The sequence below is a fragment of the Streptomyces sp. AC627_RSS907 genome, assembly GCF_019049165.1.
Window position 1 is genome coordinate 199,599 of the sequence record NZ_JAGMUE010000289.1, and the last position, 17,355, is coordinate 216,953.

Here is a 17,355-nt window from a genome sequence, read left to right on the forward strand (position 1 = left end):
CCAGAGCGTGGCGGCCTTTTGTTTTCCGAGGAGCGAGAGAATGAATCTGGCCGCCGACCGGTGGTCAAGTTCTTCTGGGCCGAGCGCGGGAATCCGTTGCATGATCGAAAGCTCGATCCCTTCGGTAGCCGAGACGCCGCACCCATGAGAAGTTGCCGGTCGGCAGCGGCCAGAGTAACGAGTGACCATCCGGCGCCGCAATGGAGTTGACCCTGCTCAGGGATGCTGGAACGTCTTTCGATTTCACAGCCGATCGGTCTGGTCACCCGGACTCTCCGAGCCTTTTGGAACACCCCTTCTCCGCACGCGGCGCCGACATTCGAACAAGCTCGGTCACCGTTGCGGCGAGGTCGGAAAACACCGGGTTTTGTTCGATCAACGCGATGTCCACCTCGATGTCGTGGGCCTGTGCCAGCCCGGTCGCGATCCGCCGGGCGGTGTGCGGACGCCCCCCGAGGGCGTAGAAGTTGCCGTCGGGCGCCGCCGGCGCGCCCAGATGCCGCTCCCACAGCTTCGAGAGCGTCTCGAACACCGCTTCGTCCCAGACACGGGTCTCCTCCGGGGCCCGCAGGGCGCTGTGGTCGGTCTTGCCGCTGCTGGTCATCGGGATCTCCGGTACCTGGTACATGCGGGTGGGCACCATGTAGGCGGGGAGGCGGCCGGCCAGCCGACGGCGCAGTTCCACGACGTCGCAGGGGGGGTCGGCGACGAACGCCGCGAGGTGGGGGCCCACCACGCGGTGCGCGTCCATCCGGACCGCGACACGGCCGTGGCCGACCAGGTCGGCGAGTGCGGCCTCCACCTCGTCCAGTTCGACCCGGTTGCCCCGGATCTTGACCTGCCGGTCCAGCCGTCCGGCGTGCACCAGCAGGCCGTCGGGCCTGCGCCGGACCACGTCGCCGGTGGCATAGCGCGCTCCGCCGTCCTGGAAGCGCTCCGCGGTCAGGTCCGGTCGGCCGAGGTAGCCGAGGGCGACGCCGGGTCCGCCGATCAGGAGTTCTCCGACCTCCCCCGCGGTCTCCGACAGCGGCCGGACCTCCGCCACCGCGCCGTTGACCGGGGTTCCGATCGGCAGGTCCGGCTCCGGGTCGTCGGGGTCCAGGGGAAGGCAGGCGTGCGCGGTCGTGTAGATCGTGGCTTCGGTGGGGCCGTACAGATTCCACACCTGCTCGGTGTGCGCGACCTGGGCCACCAGCGACCGGCGCAGGCGTTCCCCGGCGAGCAGCAGGACGGTACCCGCCGGAAGCTCCAGCCCGGCCTGGAGAAGGTGCTCCAGGACCGTCGGCGTGGTCTGGCAGAAGACGTGCCGGCCCGGCGCGTGCAGCAGCGCGCCCAGCCGGTTCGCCAGGACCTGCAGTTCGGCGACGACGACCAGTTCCCCGCCGACCGCCCACGGGGCGAATATCTCGAACACCGAGATGTCGAAGGCGAAGGAGGACAGCGCGACGAACACGGAGTCCGGGCCCATTCCGATCAGCGACGCCACCGACTCGACCAGCCCGGCCGCGGCGGCCGACCGGATCTCGACGCCCTTGGGCGCGCCGGTCGATCCGGACGTGAAGATGACATAGGCGGCGCCCGGGTGCGGGCGGGAGCGCGGGGAGGACGGCGGGGCGTCGCGGGTCCGCAGCAGCTCGGGCGTCGTCAGGTCGGTGCGGGGCACGTCCTCGGGCGTGTCGTGCGCGGTGTCGACCGCCACCACCCTCCGTACCCGCGCGCCGCGCAGGACCGCCGCGCGCCGCGCGGCCGGCCAGCCCGGGTCGATCGGCACGTAGGCCGCCCCGCTCCACAGCACGGCCAGGATCGCCACCGGACCGCCGGCCCGGCGCGCCGCCATGACCCCGACCCGGTCGCCGGGCACCACCCCGGCGGCGGCGAGCCGGCCGGCCAGGCCGGCTGCCGCCGCGGCGACCTCGGCGTAGGTCCACGAGCCGCCGCTGTCCCGGATCGCGACGCGCTCCGGTGCGTCGTGTGCCGACCTCAGGAACAGCGCTGCGAGCCGGTCGGGCTCATCGGGTGTCACTGCGGACTCCTTCCGCGGTGGTCGCGCCGGGCCACCGCGACGCCGGCGAGGGACGCGGACGTCTGCCGGCGGCCACCGCCGGGAGCGTGCCCGTCATGCGGTTGCCCGCCGGGTGAGGAACGTGTCCAGGCGGTCCAGGGCGAGGGGGAGGGAGGTGCGGCCGAGGCCGATGCGGAAGCGGTTGTCGGCGGTGTCGAAGACGCTGTCCGGCAGCAGCAGGACGCTCTCCTCGCGGGCGAGGTCGCTCACGAACGCGTCGACCGGGACGGGGAGCAGCAGTTGGGGGAAGGCGACCATTCCCGCGCGCGGCGCTTCCCAGGCGAAGGCGCCGGGGCGTTCCCGGAAGAACGACTCGACGTGCGCGAGGTTGTCGAGGATGATCCGCTTGCTGCGCGCGACCAGTTGGTCGCGCGCCCGGAGCGCGATGAGGGAGAGGATCTCCGCAGGTGCCGAGGCGCAGACCGTGGTGTAGTCCTTGAGGGCCCGGGTCGCGTCCATCAGGGCGGTGTTCCGGGTGGCCATCCAGCCGACGCGCAGGCCGGCCAGGGCGTACGCCTTGGACATCACCCCCACGCTGACGGCCCGCTCGTCCAGGTCGCATGCGGCCGGGAGCGTCGCACCGGGCTCCCACTCCAGGTAGCGGTAGACCTCGTCGGAGACGACGGTGACCCCCGCTTCGGCGCCGAGGGCGACCAGGGCCTCGAATTCCGCACGGCTCGGCAGCGCGCCGGTCGGGTTGTGGGGGAAGTTGACGAACAGCGCGCGGGTGGTGGGCCTCAGGGCGCGGCGGACCGCGTCGAGGTCGAGTCCCCAGCCGTGCTCCGGGTCCAGTGGGACGGGTGTGATCTCGGCGCCGAGGGCCGGGGCGATGCGGTGCAGGGACTCGAACGCGGGCCAGATGACGACGGCGTGGTCACCGGGGCCGAGGAGGGCGTGGCTGATGAGGAACAGTGCCTCGGCCGCTCCGCCCCCGCAGACGGTGACGCCGTCGGCTTCGGTCTTGGTGTACTGATCGGCGATCGCTTCGCGCAGGAGCGGGTGCCCTGCGGTCTCGGTGTAGCCGAGTTCGAGTCCTTCCCACAGGGCGAGGGACTCGGTGTCGGCGAGGTCCAGCAGCTCGCGCAGGGAGAGGCCGTCGACGTCCGAGGCACAGGCCACGTGCTCGACGGCGGACTCCCACTGTCCGAAGAAACGCTCGATCTTGCAGCTCTGGGGGATCACAGCGCGTACGTCTCCTTCTCCAGGCGCGGCAGGGGCGTCTGGCCTTCGAGTGATGGGACGGTGCGTTCCTCGTGGCCGCTGGGCACGCCTATGCCGTCGGGGTCCGCTCGTGGAGCGAGGTGATGTGCGAGGGGAGGGCGTTCCACACGTCGGGCGTGTAGAAGTGCCCCCCGGGGAGCTCGGTGTGCCGGAACGCGCCTCTCGCCAACGTGCGCCACTGTTCCCTCGCGTCGGGATCGATGACGTCGTCGCAGGCGCCGGTGAGCACCTGGAGGGACGTGCTGACGGCGGCGCCGTCCCGGTGCCGGAACGAGTCGCGGACCCGGATGTCGGCGCGCATCAGGTCGACCGCCATCTCCCGGAGGTCCGGGTCGCCGAGGACGTGCTCCGGCATCAGCCCGAACTCCTCCATCCAGGCCGTGAGCCGCTCGTCGCTGTCCTGCTGCGACGGGAACATGTCGGCCGGTGTCAGTCCGCGGCTGGGGGCGTTCGCCGACGACACCACCAGGGCCGCGGGGGCGGGGCCCGAGCGCTCCTCGATCCGCGCCGTGACGTCGAAGGCCACCCAGCCACCCATGCTGTGGCCGAACAGCACGTAGGGAATGTCCGCCGCGGAGAGCACCGCGTCGAGCGCGTCGTCGACCAGCCCGGTCCAGTCCTCGGCGAAGTCCTCGACGAAGCGGCCTTCGCGGCCGGGGTAGCAGACGGCGGCGAGTTCCACTCCGGGCGGCATGGCGTCGGCCCACTTCGTGTAGGAGCCGGCGCCGCCTCCGCAGAATCCCAGGCAGACGAAGCGCCGGGTGGCCTTCGGCTCCCGCCTGGGGCGGACGACGGTGGTGTCCTTCACGCCCGCGCTCCCTCGTCCCTGGAGTCACCGGGTCCGCGGCCGTCCGGGGGCGGCTGCGGCGCCGCCGCGGCCAACTCCTCGACGTACTCGGCGAGATCCCGGACCCGCGGGTGCCGGTAGACCTCCTTGACGGGTACGACCAGCCGCAGGTTCTTCTTCAGGCGGGCGACGAGACGCAGGGCCATGAGGGAGTGCCCGCCGAGGGCGAAGAAGTCGTCGTCGGCGCTGATCCGGTCGCGGCCGAGGACCTCCGCGTAGACCTGGGCGATGAACCGTTGCAGCTCGCCCTGTGGCTCGGCGCCCGGGCCGTCCTCACGGCGCACCGCGTCGGGGTCCGGCAGTGCCGCGACGTCGAGCTTCCCGTTGGGCGTCAGCGGGAGTTCGTCCACCTTCACGCACGCGGAGGGGACCATGTGGTCCGGCAGTGTCTGCGCCGCGTGCTTTCTGAGGTGGTCGGGCGACGGGGCGGCGACCGCCGCCGGGATGTAGTACGCGACCACCCGCTGGTCGGAGTGTGTCCCGTGGCTGACGACCACCGCGTGGGCGACTCCGGGGTGGCTGGTCAACACGGACTCGATCTCTCCGGGCTCGACGCGGAAGCCGCGGAGTTTGATCTGCCGGTCGGCACGGCCGACGAATTCGAGGACGTCACCGGGGCCCCGGCGCACCAGGTCCCCCGTGCGGTACATGCGGGTGCCGGCTTCACCGAAGGGGTTGGGGAGGAAGCGCGACGCCGTCAGGGAGGACTGGTTCGCGTACCCGTGCGCCAGTCCGGCGCCGGCGATGTACAACTCCCCCACGTCTCCTCGCGCGACCGGCCGTAACGCGGCGTCGAGGACGAACAGGTCCGTGCCCGGCAGGGCCGTCCCCAGGTGCGGGTCCTCCCCGGTGATCCTGCCGGCGGTCGAGTCGACGGTGCACTCCGTGGGCCCGTAGAGGTTGACGGCGTGCGGGCCGCCGTCGGCCGCCGCCTGCGCCAGCTCCCGCCAGAGGTGTCCGGGCACCGGTTCGCCGCCGACGAGGAGTCTGAGCCCGCGGCCGTGGGAGAGGGGGGCCAGCAGACGGCTGCGGAGCACCTCCCAGTGCGAGGGGGTCACGTCCAGGACCGTCACCAGGTTCTCCTCGAGGACCCTGGCGAGCCGGTCCGGATCACGGCGCTGTTCGTCGTCCAGCACGACGACGGTGTCGCCTCGGCAGACCCGTACCCACTGCTGGACGGAGGCGTCGAAGGAGGGGCTGGCGTTCCAGGCCACGACCGTGGTGCCGTCCTCGTAGACGCCGGTCTGCTCGAGCGCGGAGATGAGCTGGGCGACACCTCCCCGGGTCGCCACGACACCCTTGGGCTCGCCGGTCGAGCCGGAGGTGTGGATGACGTAGGCGGCGGCACCGCGCGCCACCTCGACCTGCCGGGCGGCGGAGTCGGTGGACGCGTCCACGAGCCGCGCGGGCACGACCGCCTCGACCCCAGGGGGTGCGAACTCGGCGTCGGCCTCGGTCAGCAGGATCCGCACCCGCGAGTCGTCGGCCATGAAGGCAAGCCGCTGGGGCGGGTACTCGGGGTCCAGAGGCACGTACGCCGCCCCCGCACGCCACACTCCGAGGAACGCGGTGACGAGTCCGGTGCCGCGCCTGAGCCGCACGCCGACCCGGTCACCGGGGCCGACGCCCCGCGTGGACAGCCAGTGGGCCAGTCGGGCCGTCCGGCGGTCGAGTTCGGCGAAGGTGAGGTCGCCGTCGCTTCCCCGTACGGCGATGCGGTCGGGGTGTTCACGCACCGCGTTCCGGAATCGGCTCAGCGGATCGGGCGGCACGCCGGTCGCGGCGACCGTGGGGCGTGGGCGTTCCGCTTGCGGGGTGGGTCGCAATGTCTGTTCCCTCTGGTCTCTACGCCGACGTCGCGGCGGGGCGGGTGCTGGGCCGGCAGTCGTCGATGTCCACGGGATTCCCCATGGCCACGACGATCTTCCGCTCTCCCCGGAACGGGTCGCGTCCGTGGGCGGTCAGGATGTTGTCGACGAGCAGCAGATCGCCCGCCTCCCACGGCTGACGCACGGTGGCGGTCTCGTAGGCGGCCTGGACGGCCCGGAGGTCCTCCCTCGTCAGCGGTTCGCCGTCCCCGAAGGCCGAGTTGAAGGGCAGGCCGTCCGCGCCGAACTCGTCCAGCAGGGCTTCCCGGAGTTCGTCGTCCAGCGACCACTCGTTCCAGAAGGCCAGGTGGTTGAACCAGACCTCGGCCCCCGTGGTCGGGTGCCGGATGACGCCGGGGCGCAGCTGGCTGGTGCGGAGGTTCCCGTCGGGCTGCCACTCGTAGGCGATGAGGTTGTCGTCGCAGTAGCGCTCCACGTCCTTCGCGCTCTCGGCCGAGAAGGCGGTGCGCCAGTCGGTCGACACCAGGTCGGAGTACGACCGCTTCAGCTGCCAGCCGACGGAGCGCACCTTGGCCACGAGACGCGGCGGCAGGCTGTCCAGGACCTTCCGGCAGTCGGCGACCGGTGTCGCCCCGCCGTCCTCCGGAGCGACGAGGCACCCGAAGAGCAACAGCCCCGGGAAGCGAAGGGTGTAGCTGTTCTCGTTGTGCAGGGCGATGGGCTGCGACGGCGGAAGGTCGGTGGACGAGTAGACCCCGCCCCCGTAGTCGCTGCGCGGGGTCGCCTTCTCCCGGTACGGAGTGCTGCTCGGAATGAGCACGTCGCGCACTTTGGCGAAATCGTCCACGCTGCGCACGGGAAGGCCCCGCAGACACAGCGCGCCGTGTTCGTGCAGTGCGTCGACGATGTCCGGATGACGCGCGGTCAGGTGACGGCAGGCTTCGTCGATGTCTTCCGGACCGGCCAGGTGGGTCGTGGCCGGTTTCCCCGGATGTGATTGCCAGACGAGCGGGCCTGTTCGTCCTTCCGCGTCTGTACTCATGACTCTTCCCCCTCCAGGCGCGACTGAGGCCGGGCTGTTGTCGGCTCGGCGGCAGAGAAAATCAGGTGACCCCCGGTTCTCCTTTCCCGTCCTGCCGTTCGAGTGGGGTCCGAGGAACTCCATGGCGGGCAGGTGGTCGCGGCCGGGTGGTCCGGCCGGGTCGTCACAGCCCGCCGCACGCCTGTCGGTCCACCTTGCCGTTCGCGTTGAGCGGCAGGGCGTCCAGGTGCACGAACCGGGACGGGAGCATGTGTACCGGCAGGTGGGGGCGCAGACGGTCGCGGAGATCGGCGGGTGCTGCCGCGGTGCCGCTGTAGACCGCGGTGAGCCACGGTTCGCCGCCCGGCCCCGGCGCGGCGACGACCACCACGTCGTCGAGGCCGCCCCACTGGCGGATCGCGGTTTCCACGTCGCCCAGTTCGAGCCGCCGGCCCATGATCTTGACCTGCTGATCGAGCCGGCCGAGGTGGACGAGTTCGCCGTCCTCGACCGCCACCCGGTCGCCGGTCCGGTACCACGCCCGCGTGCTGGGAGCCGGTCCCGGGTTCGGCCCGGGTTCGTGGAAGCGCCCCTCGTTGTCCGCCGGATCGAGGTAGCCGCCGAACCGCTGCGGTCCGCGGACCTGCAGTTCGCCGGTGTGCGGATCGATCCGGTGATCGAGGTGCGGGTGGACGCGGCCGATGGGGACCGTGCCGTTGGAGGTCTTCGGCCACGCGGAGTGGTCGGCGGGAAGCCGGTAGGCCGTCACCGTGACGGAGAGCTCTGTGGGACCGTACAGGTTCTCCACCGTGCTCCCGGGTGCCGCCTCCGACCATGTCTGTGCCTGTTCCAGGGTCAGTTGCTCGCCGGCGAAGAGACTGCGGCGCAGTGTCGGCAGGCTGCCCGGGGCGAGGGAGCCGGTGTTGCGCACCATGGAGACGATCGAGGGCACGGAGTACCAGTGGGTCAGGGCGTGGTCGTTCACGAAGCCGACCGGGTCGACCAGTTCGCCGCGTGTGGGCACCACGAGCGTCGCCCCGCCGCCCCAGGCGACGAACATGTCGAAGACCGACGGGTCGAAGGTCAGGCCGAAGGTCTGGGACATCCGGCAGCCGGGACCGATCCGGTACCGGTCGAGGTGGAAGCGGAGGAAGGCGTCCAGGTTCCGGTGCCGGATCGGCACGCCCTTCGGCACGCCGGTGGATCCCGAGGTGAAGAGGATGTACGCGACCCCTTCCGGGTCGAGCGCGTCGTCGGCCGGGGCGGTGGGAGTGGCGCTCAGGGCCCGCCGCACATCGTCCTCGCCGGCAGTGATCACCGGCACTCCGGTGCCGTGCGCGAGCGAGGTGTCCCTGCCCTCGTCGGCCAGCACGGCGTCCAGCCGGGCGAGTTCGACGACCTGGCGGTTCCTGGCGGCCGGGTAGTCCGCGCTCAGCGGGACCACGGTGCCCCCGACGCGCAGTACGCCGAGATAGCCGGCGTAGGCGACCACGCTGCCTGCGGCGAGCAGTCCGACCCGGGCCGGCCGCGCCCCGGTCACGGCAGCCACACGGGCGGCCAGCTCCCTGGAGACGGCGTCCAGTTGTGCGTAACTCAGGCGTTGCCCGGCGACGACCAGTGCGTCCTGGTCGGGGTCTCGGCGGACACTGTCGGTGAACCAGGAGTGCAGGGTCTTCGCGGGCAAGGAATCAGCCTCCCTCCGCGGGAGCATGCCCCGCGGCGTCCGAAGCGGCCGGCAGATCACTTAGAGGCGGGCGGTTCAGGAGCTGAGCATGCGTAGATTCGCAAAGCATACAGATCCTCAAAGTGGGGCGCATCCCCCGAGATTGGTGAAAGTGCCGTCGGCCGGTGGACGGGGGTGCGCGGGGAGCACGGCGTGCGGAGGTTCCCGCCGCTCGCCGCGGACTCCCCGTCACCCCGGCCCCGACGCCGGGACCGCCCTCACTCACCGTTACCGGTCACCGCGAGGTCGAGGTTCCGGGACAGCCGGCTCACCGTCCGTCGACAGACGCGGGAGAAGCCGGGGTGACGTCAGTACTCCGGCCGCAGATCGTCATGTGCCCCGGCCTTGGGGCTGTCCGCCAATGGGCCTTGGGGCTGGCTGCCACTGGCGGAAACACAGGTGGCCTCGGCGCACGGTCCGGGCGGAGTCGGGCGATGCTCCGAGCGGAAGCGGCTGCATGCCGACCACGCGCCGGCAGTAGCAACCGCAGCCGATCCTCGCGCGGCTGCGAACCCGGGGCCCGGTTGCCGCGGACGCCCCGCGTGATCCCGGGCCCCGGCCCCGCGGAGTCGATGGTCCCCGTCCGCGGGGCGGACCCGCCCGACGCCTCGGCGGTGCAGGGGGAACCCGGCCGACCGGCACGACACGCGGCCGCCGGGTCCATGTCACCTCGCCCCCATACGCCGACCGGCGGCCGGCCCGGGTCAACCGGGGCCGGCCGCCGGCGCGGGGGCCCGCCCGGCTCAGTGGCCGAGGTGGGGTGTCAGGTGAACGGCAGAGGGTCCGGCAGGAGCCAGGTGGCCGCTGCCGCTCCGCTCACGAGGGCCGTCGCCCAGCCCGCCCACGTCCGCCCGGACAGGGTCCGGGCCGCGTGAGCGGCCTCGGAGGCGACGACCACGCCGCAGATCAGCGTCAGGAACACGTCGTCCCAGGCCGTCTCCGGCCGGCCGATGACGAGCCAGCCTGCCGCGCATCCCGCGAGGCCCGCGGCCATGTAGGGCCACGGCGTGTACTTCGCCGACTCCGGCGACGCGCGTACGCGGTGCGTCAGGATCAGGACGATGTCCGCGAGGACCGCCGCTATCGCAATCACTGGTCCTCCGTGATCAGAACTTGCATGCCTTCTTCAGGGCCGGAATGCCCAGCAGGGCCGCGACCGCCTTGCGGTGCGCCGAGGTCAGCTTGCGGCGCTTGGCATAGGTCTGGATGAGCTTCGCGGTCTTCTTGACACCGATCTTCTTCACCAGCTTCACGGCGGTCAGGACCCGCTTGGAGCTGCCCGCGGGCGTGAAGGTGAAGATGAAGCCGGACACCGCCAGCGCGCACTTGGCGATCTTCTTCGTGGTGGACCACCAGGAGGGGTCGATCACGATGGGGAAGGAGCTGTTCGTGTCGAAGTCGACGTGCTGGACGAGCTTGTCGCCCACGACCTTGTAGCTGGTCGGCACGTCGTTGCCGGCGGCGTCCTTGGCCCAGGGCGCGTCGAAGAAGCCGGCGGCGTCGGACGCGGGGGCCTTCTCGGCGTTCTCGTCACCCGCCGCGTAGAGCGAGACCGAACCGTCGTCGTGTGTCACGGCCTTCATCCCCGCGGGGATGGTGAAGCCGGTCTCGTAGTCGTGCGGCGCGCTGCCGTTCTTCAGGATGTTCAGCGTGCGCGAGCCGCCGTCGACGGTGGGCTGTACGACGGTGTCGACCGGGCCGGTCGACGTGTAGACGACGTTGCCGCCGACCTGGGTGCCCTTGGTGCCGGCCGCGGGGATGGTCAGCTTGTTGGGCATGAGGTCGTTGCGGATGTCGATGGCGTTGTTCCTGCCGTCCCAGGGGACGGAGACCACGTTCTCCTCGGTGACCGCGATGGACGCGTAGGAGGAGTCCGACGAGGTCGCGGCGGTGACGTCAGCGGCGTCCGAGTACGTGTTCGCCAGACCGAGGGCGTTCTCCGCCGCTGTCGGCTTCCACGCGGTGTCGACCGTGAAACGGACCGGGTCGGACCAGCCGTTGGCATAGTGCGTGCCGTCGTAGGCGGTGGTGCGGAAGCTGTACGTGTGTCCCGACACGAGCTTGCCCGCCGGGACCTTCACCTGCGAGGTGCTGTTGGCCGGCACCGGGGCGGCGTTGACGGTGGTGACCACCTTGCCGGTCGCGGTGTCGGTGATCTCGTAGGTGCCGGTGACCTCGTCCTCGCCGTTGGTGTCCACGGTGGAGAACCGCAGGACCGGCGTGGTGGTGTTCACCCGGAAGATGCCGCCGGAGGAGATGAAGGGTGCCCCGGCCTGGAGGTTGACCCCATTGTGGGGGCGGTAGTTGTACGTCACCTCCAGGGTGGGGATCTGGTCCCCGTTGACGGCGTTGGCGGAGTAGAACCGCTTCCAGGCGTACGTGTCGGACTCGTCGGCGGCCTTCAGCGCCACGGAGCCGGTCTCGGCCTGGGCGGAGGACCAGGTCTGCGCCAGCCTGGTGATGTCGGCCGTGACCCAGCCCGCGTTGTTGCAGGCCGCGGACCTGGTCTCGGTGGAGGTGGCGATCTTCTCCGTCATCGCCGGCTGCTTGGTCCACCGGGTGCTGGTGTCAGCGGCCCCCGCCGCCCACACCTCCCAGCTTCGCTTCTCGCAGGACCAGGAGTGGTAGTTCCACAGCTTCAGCGACGCCTTGGACACCAGGGCGTCGGCGAAGTTCGCGGTGCGGAAGGTCAGGAAGGAGCGCGCGACGCGCTTGGTGGTGCCCTCGAGGTCGCCGGGCCAGCCCACCTTCAGGTCGGTGCTCGCGGACTGGTCGGTGGTGTCGCCGCCCTGCACGAAGGTGTCGAAGAGGACGTCGAGGGCGTCCGTCGCCGGATCGATCGTGACCGGGTACTGGGTGCCGGGGGCGGCGAGCCAGTCGGCGTCCGGGTGCAGGGTGAGCTGCATGGTGGTGCCGGACTGGCTGACGTCCATGGCGACCCGCTTGCGGTTGACGTGCTCCCCGGAGCGCGGGTCGACCTGGCTGTCCCACATCGTGGGGGCCGGCATCGTCGCGATGGTCTCGCCGGAGTCGTCCACGAAGTCGACGCCGCCGTCGGCACCGGGCCTGGCCGTCATGCCCTCGGGCAGCACGATCGGCAGCACCAGGGGTGCGCCGTCGCGGGGGGCCCGCCGCAGCTGCAGGAACTGCTCGAACCCGGTGCGGGTGGCCTCGACGACCAGGTCACCGTCGGGGACGGCGTTCTCGTAGGTGGCGGTGTGGCCGGACAGCCGTGGGGCGGGCAGGCCGCCCTTCCACTGGACGGCGATCCTGTCGTCGCCGCTGCCCAGGGTGACCAGGTCGCGGGCCTGCGTCCGCGGTGCCGCCGCGGCGCTGCGCAGTGAGGGCGCCAGGGCGCCGCCCTTTCCGGCGAGGGACAGTCCCCGCGGATGGGCCTTGGCGACGACGTCACCGTCGGCCTCGCGGCGGAGGTCGACGTCGACGTCGGTCCAGCGCCCGTCCTTGAGCATCCGGACGGGCGCCACGGACGTCTCCCGGGTCAGGGTGCCGTCGGGGTTGGCGAAGACGGTGTCGGTCTCCGTGCGCATCTGCAGGACCTCGACCCGGTGGTCCTGCATCCGTGCGGCGGTCTGTGCCGCGTCGACGCTCTCGGCCTATGGCTATGCCTGCGGCATGCCAGGTGGTTCTCATGTGCGTACTTTCCATGGTCGCGGCACGCGGCCCGCCGATGTCGTTCCCCCCGGCGGAACCGAGCCGCAAATGATCTTCGAGCGGCGTAATGGAACCACATGTCCTACAAAAATGCCCACTCCGGGCAGCGACCAGGACAGGTACGGCGCTCCGACCGGTACTGAGCCGTCCGGCAACAGGCCGTGACAAACGGCGACTTGGGAGCGATGCGGGACGGTGACTCCTCCACGGCGCGGCGCTCCGCGGTGCCGTGGTGCGCTCGGTGCCACGGCGCTCCGCGGTGGGGCGTCGGGCCGCGATGCGAGCTGGGTGCATCGCCCGGTGGAGGCGTCAGCGGCGGGCAACCCCGCCGGCCGCGGGAACGACCCCTGAGACAACGCGGTCGGGTCCCGCCCTCACCCGCTCCCCGGAAGCGCCGGGGCGGTAGCAGCGGCACACCGGCTGCCAGGAACGAACGGCCCTGGGGGGACGTGAAGCATGCGGGTAATGTGGCGTGGTTCGATGCACCCGAGGGGCTGCCTGAACCCGGGCAGCCCGTTGCGGCAGCCGTGTTCGGCACGTGGCCGTCGGACGTCCACGACCGGTCCGTCGCGGGTGAGTCCGATCCGGCCGGTCATGTCCCCGGCAGGATCGGCAGCACAGCCTCCAGGGCGTCCTGGGAGGGAGGGCCGGCGGGCCACCACTGGCCGGACTGCTTGCGGAACGGGTACCAGTGACCGTCCGGTCCGTACCGCAACTCGACACCGTGGCCGACCAGTTGGAGGCGGCCGCCGGTGCGGCGCAGCAGCGGTGGGCCGGGCAGGTCGGGAAGCGGCCGGGTGAGGAGTTGTTCGCGTGCCGTGGTCGCCGCTGCACGCGGTGGCACCTGGCCTCCGTCGAGGACGGCCAGTGCGGCTTGGCCCCCGTACTTCCACGCCGCGCTTGCCCGCGCGAGCCGGGCACGCGCCTGGACCGAACTGTTCAACAGGCGGCCGACGACGCGCGGATCGCCGTCCGCTCGCGCCGCGCGCCGGACGGTGTCCAGCCAGAGGTCGGTGTCGAGCCAGAGCCGGGCGGCGGGGGCGCCTCCGGTGGCGACCGCGTGGCTGTAGGCGTCGGCGGCGCGGTGGGCGGCGTCGTCGGCCAGCATGCGCAGCCGGTCGGGGGCGACAAGGCTGTCCTCGTGGCCCGGCTCCGGGAACGGTGCGACGGTGACGGGCCCGGTCGCCGGGGCGGGAAGCTCCGGCAGGGGAGGCAGTCCGCCTTCCTGCCCGGCCCGCGCGAACGCCTCGCCGGCCGGGACTCCGCGAGCCGCGCCCGCCCTGGTCCGTTCCGCTTCGGCGGCCTGTTCAGCGGCGGCCTCGCGTTCGGCGCACCGGAGCGCTGCTTCCTTGCACACGGCGTCCAAGCGGTGGCCACGGAGCAGCAGGAGGGCGTCCGGGCGGGAGTCGACGGCCCGGGCGTACTGGTAGGAGACCGCCGCCGCGTGTTTGCAGGGAGAACCCCAGTCGGGGCAAGTGCACGCGTAGTCGGTGAGGCCGGGCCTGGGTACCAGAGGCTCGTCCGCGGCGACGGCGATGCGCGCGGTGGCCTCGCCGAGCTCTCCGCGGGACAGTTCGGCGGCGGCGTCGACATCGTCCGTCCATGCCTTGAGCAGCCGGTCCACGTCAGCCTCGGGCAGTTCGGGAACGCGGAGTGTGACCCTGTACGGGCGGCGGCCGCTGCCGGTGACGCGGGCGGACAGTTCGCCCGTGCGTACGGTGATGTCTCCGACCGCCCCGCGCCGGGCGTAGGTGCGGGCACGGCCGAGCCTGGCTGCGTGGCCGGAGTCCCGACTGTCTCGTCGGCTGGGACTTTCCAGGGCCGCGATCCACAGAATGCCCCACGGCCCGTCCGCCGGCTTCCGCTGTCCCGGTACCGGCGGAGGCTTAGGGAGGACCAGGTCACCGGGGCGCTTCCCTGTGCCGTTGCGGTTCATCGGCTGCTCCGGTCGGTGGTGGTGTGCAAGGCGACCAGGTCAGCGAGTTCGTCGTCGGTCAGTTCGCTGATCGCGGCCTCTCCCCGGTTTCCGCCGAGGACCGAGTCCGCCAGGTCGCGCTTGGACGAGATGAGCCGGGCGATGCGTTCCTCGACGGTGCCTTCGGTGATCAGCCGGTGGACCTGGACCGGCTGGGTCTGGCCGATACGGTAGGCACGGTCGGTGGCCTGGTCCTCGACGGCCGGGTTCCACCAGCGGTCGTAGTGGACGACATGGGACGCCCGGGTGAGGTTGAGGCCGGTACCGGCTGCCCTCAGGGAAAGCAGGAACACCGGGACCTCGCCCCTCTGGAAGGCGTCGACCATCTCCTCGCGGCGGTGCACCGGTGTCCCGCCGTGCAACAGGAGTGTCCGCACACCACGCCGGGCCAGATGGGCCTCCAGCATCCGCGCCATCCGGGTGTACTGGGTGAAGACCAGCACGGACTCGTTCTCGGCCAGGAGCACGTCGATCAGTTCGTCGAGGAGTTCGAGTTTGCCGCTGCGTCCGGTGAGGCGGGCCGCCGTCTCCTCCTTCAGGTAGTGGCCGGGATGGTTGCAGATCTGCTTGAGGGCAGTGAGGAGCTTGAGGACCAGGGCGTGCCGGGTGATGCCCTGTGCGTTGCGGATCTCGTCCATCGACTCCCGTACCTGTGCCTCGTACAGCACCGTCTGTTCCCGGGTCAGCCGGACTGGGTGGTCGGTCTCGGTCTTGGGCGGCAGCTCGGGGGCGATGCCCGGGTCGGACTTGCGGCGGCGCAGCACGAAGGGGCGGATGAGACGGCCGAGCCGTCCGGCGGCCGCCGCGTCAGCCTCGTCCTCGCTGCCGCGGGCGGCGCGTTCGGCGGCCCGGCCGTAGCGGTCCCGGAAGGCGGTGAGCGGGCCGAGCAGACCGGGCGTGGCCCAGTCCAGGAGCGACCAGAGTTCCGTGAGGTTGTTCTCCACCGGTGTACCGGAGAGCGCCACCCGGGCCTGGGCGGGGAGGGCGCGCATGGCCTTGGCGGTGACCGAGGCGGGATTCTTGGCGTGCTGCGCCTCGTCGGCGACCACGAGTCCCCACGGTCCGGCCTCGCAGAGGTCGGACAGGTCACGGCGGAGGGTGCCGTAGGTGGTGAGGACGATCTCGTCGGGCCGGAGGTCACCGAGGTCACGTGCGGGTCCGTGGTGGCGGCGCCAGGGCGTACCGGGCGCGAACCTGTCGATCTCCCGCCCCCAGTTGCCGAGCAGCGAGACGGGACACACCACCAGGGTAGGGCCGCAGGCCGTCCTCGGTTCTTCCTGCCGGCGCAGGTGGAGGGCGATGGTGGTGATCGTCTTGCCGAGGCCCATGTCGTCGGCGAGGCAGGCGCCCAGGCCGAGGCTGGTGAGTCGGTCGAGCCAGGCCAGGCCACGCAGCTGGTACCCACGCAGGGTGGCCTCCAGCCCGGCGGGAGGCAGCAGCTCGGCATCCGCGGCGTGTTCCGGTGCGGTCAGCCGGTCGTGGAGGGAGGCAAGCCATCCGTTCGGTCGCACCGGGGTGGCGGTTCCGTCGTCGCCCGCCACCTCGCCCGTGAGGACGGCCGTCAGTGCCTCCAGGGCGTCCACTTCGCGTGGCCGGCTGCGGGCCTTGCGTACCAGCGCCTCGTCGACGACGACCCAGTGGTCCCGCAGCCGCACCAGTGGACGCCCGGCCTGTGCCAGCCGGTCGAGCTCCGCAGGGGTGAGGGTGCGGTCGCCCACCGCCAGCTCCCAGCGGAAGGAGAGCAGCGCCTCGGGGGTGAAGAAGCCCGATCCCTCCGGTTCTTCGTCCGGCGAACCGCTCCCGGGCTCGAGGACTGCCTGTACGACGAGGTCCCGGACCAGGTCCTTCGGCAGGTGCACCGCCACACCCACCCGTGCCAGGGCACCGATGCCGTCGTCCAGCAGGGTGAGGAAGGCGTCGTCGTCCAGGCCCAGTACGTCCGGCCCGGCCGGTTCCAGCAGTCCGGCGAGCGCGGGCCAGACCTCGGCGGCCGCACGCAGCGTCGATTCGACCCGCGCACGGTCACGAGGGCCGAACCCTTCCACGGTCCCCCCTCGCACCCCGGCCAGGTCCGCGCGCAGCAACGGATCCGCCAGCGAGCGCACCTGGGGCACACACCGCACCGCCGCTCCGGGGCGGTCTGCGGCGCCCGCGCCCGTACCGTCGTCGGCGCTTTCGAAGTACCCCTCCGTATCCGGCAGTTCAAGCCGGAGAGAGAGCTGGACACCGGCGTCCCGGCCGTCGGCGACCTTGGCGGTCCAGCCCCACAGCCCCGGCAGATGCCTGGGGTCCCGGCCTGCAAAGGCGGCCTGCCCAGCAGCGGTGGCAGCGGCGGGCGTGCGTGGCAGCAAGTCGGCCACCGCGTCCAGGAACAGACGCAGCCGGTCGTACGGATGCGGCAGCAGCAGCGGAGTACGCCCACGTCCGGCCCGCTCCAACGGAGTCGCGTACGCGGAGGGGGCGAGAGATCCGGCCAATGCCCGTACCCAGTCGGCGTCCTCCTGCGAGAACGGCCCCAGCCTCCAGGCGTCGTACCCGTCGGGACTCAGCCCGGGCAGCAACAGCCCTCGGCCGGCCATGTACAGCGCGTAGAGGGCCGCGTGGCGCCATGCGGCACCTGTCGCGGTAAGACGCTCCGGCAGCTCGTCGAGCAGCAACGGCAGGACGTCGGCGAGCGGGCACACCACCGCGGGAACGGTCCGTCGCCGCCCGCCGCGACCGTGCGGCAGGACGACCAGGAGCTCTTCGGCGGGAGCACCGGCCGGCAGCCGCCCACCTTCGGCGTGGAAAGCGATCCGTCCGGAGCGCGGGGGATCGCCCGGCAGGAACACTGCCGTGCACCCCCTCAGATCCTCCCACCACACCGGGTCGAACACGACGGTCCGGGAAACGGGTGGAACCTCCTCCGTCCCGGACCCCGGATCGGAGGTCACGGGCGGGCCCACAGGCTGCCGATGCCGGGAAGGGGCACGCCCCCTGGTCAGGCGGGGATCATCGATCTCCCG

General features: G+C 71.9%; 10 protein-coding genes. All 10 read right to left on the reverse strand.

Features of this window, described 5'->3' with window-relative positions:
• Positions 1-262 precede the first annotated feature (262 nt).
• Positions 263-2,023 carry an amino acid adenylation domain-containing protein gene (locus KUM32_RS34905; protein ID WP_217145927.1) on the reverse strand — a complete coding sequence of 587 codons (1,761 nt, stop codon included), beginning with the start codon at positions 2,021-2,023 and terminating at the stop codon, positions 263-265.
• 93 nt (positions 2,024-2,116) lie between these two features.
• The gene (locus tag KUM32_RS34910; RefSeq protein ID WP_217145928.1) at positions 2,117-3,244 is read right to left on the reverse strand and encodes an aminotransferase class I/II-fold pyridoxal phosphate-dependent enzyme; all 1,128 of its coding nucleotides are present in this window, start codon (positions 3,242-3,244) and stop codon (positions 2,117-2,119) included.
• A gap of 88 nt (positions 3,245-3,332) precedes the next feature.
• Positions 3,333-4,091 carry a thioesterase II family protein gene (locus KUM32_RS34915; protein ID WP_217145929.1) on the reverse strand — a complete coding sequence of 253 codons (759 nt, stop codon included), beginning with the start codon at positions 4,089-4,091 and terminating at the stop codon, positions 3,333-3,335.
• Positions 4,088-5,866: a non-ribosomal peptide synthetase gene (locus KUM32_RS34920; RefSeq protein WP_308408796.1), complete on the reverse strand. Its 1,779-nt coding sequence runs from the start codon at positions 5,864-5,866 to the stop codon at positions 4,088-4,090. Before KUM32_RS34920 ends, KUM32_RS34915 begins: the two co-directional genes overlap by 4 nt.
• Before the next feature lie 109 nt (positions 5,867-5,975).
• Complete coding sequence (locus tag KUM32_RS34925; protein WP_217145931.1) at positions 5,976-7,001, reverse strand: TauD/TfdA family dioxygenase; 1,026 nt, start codon at positions 6,999-7,001, stop codon at positions 5,976-5,978.
• A 163-nt stretch (positions 7,002-7,164) separates the two neighbouring features.
• Positions 7,165-8,664 (reverse strand): AMP-binding protein, encoded by a 1,500-nt coding sequence (locus KUM32_RS34930; protein WP_254406546.1) that lies wholly within the window; start codon positions 8,662-8,664, stop codon positions 7,165-7,167.
• 802 nt (positions 8,665-9,466) lie between these two features.
• On the reverse strand, positions 9,467-9,796 hold the full coding sequence (locus KUM32_RS34935; protein WP_217145933.1) for a hypothetical protein: 330 nt from the start codon (positions 9,794-9,796) through the stop codon (positions 9,467-9,469).
• 13 nt (positions 9,797-9,809) lie between these two features.
• On the reverse strand, positions 9,810-12,281 hold the full coding sequence (locus KUM32_RS34940) for a DNRLRE domain-containing protein (protein WP_217145934.1): 2,472 nt from the start codon (positions 12,279-12,281) through the stop codon (positions 9,810-9,812).
• Between the two features lie 686 nt (positions 12,282-12,967).
• Positions 12,968-14,311, reverse strand: coding sequence for an SWIM zinc finger family protein (locus KUM32_RS34945; RefSeq protein WP_217145935.1), 1,344 nt, complete (start codon positions 14,309-14,311; stop codon positions 12,968-12,970).
• Entirely contained in the window at positions 14,308-17,226 is a 2,919-nt protein-coding gene (locus KUM32_RS34950; RefSeq protein WP_308408799.1) for a DEAD/DEAH box helicase, read from the reverse strand. Before KUM32_RS34950 ends, KUM32_RS34945 begins: the two co-directional genes overlap by 4 nt.
• Positions 17,227-17,355: the final 129 nt, after the last annotated feature.

Excerpts from the sequence above, each read along its gene's own strand:
- KUM32_RS34925 (WP_217145931.1), bottom strand. The coding sequence starts at position 7,001 with ATGAGTACAGACGCGGAAGGACGAACAGGCCCGCTCGTCTGGCAATCA.
- KUM32_RS34940 (WP_217145934.1), bottom strand. The coding sequence starts at position 12,281 with ATGCAGGACCACCGGGTCGAGGTCCTGCAGATGCGCACGGAGACCGAC.
- KUM32_RS34945 (WP_217145935.1), bottom strand. The coding sequence starts at position 14,311 with ATGAACCGCAACGGCACAGGGAAGCGCCCCGGTGACCTGGTCCTCCCT.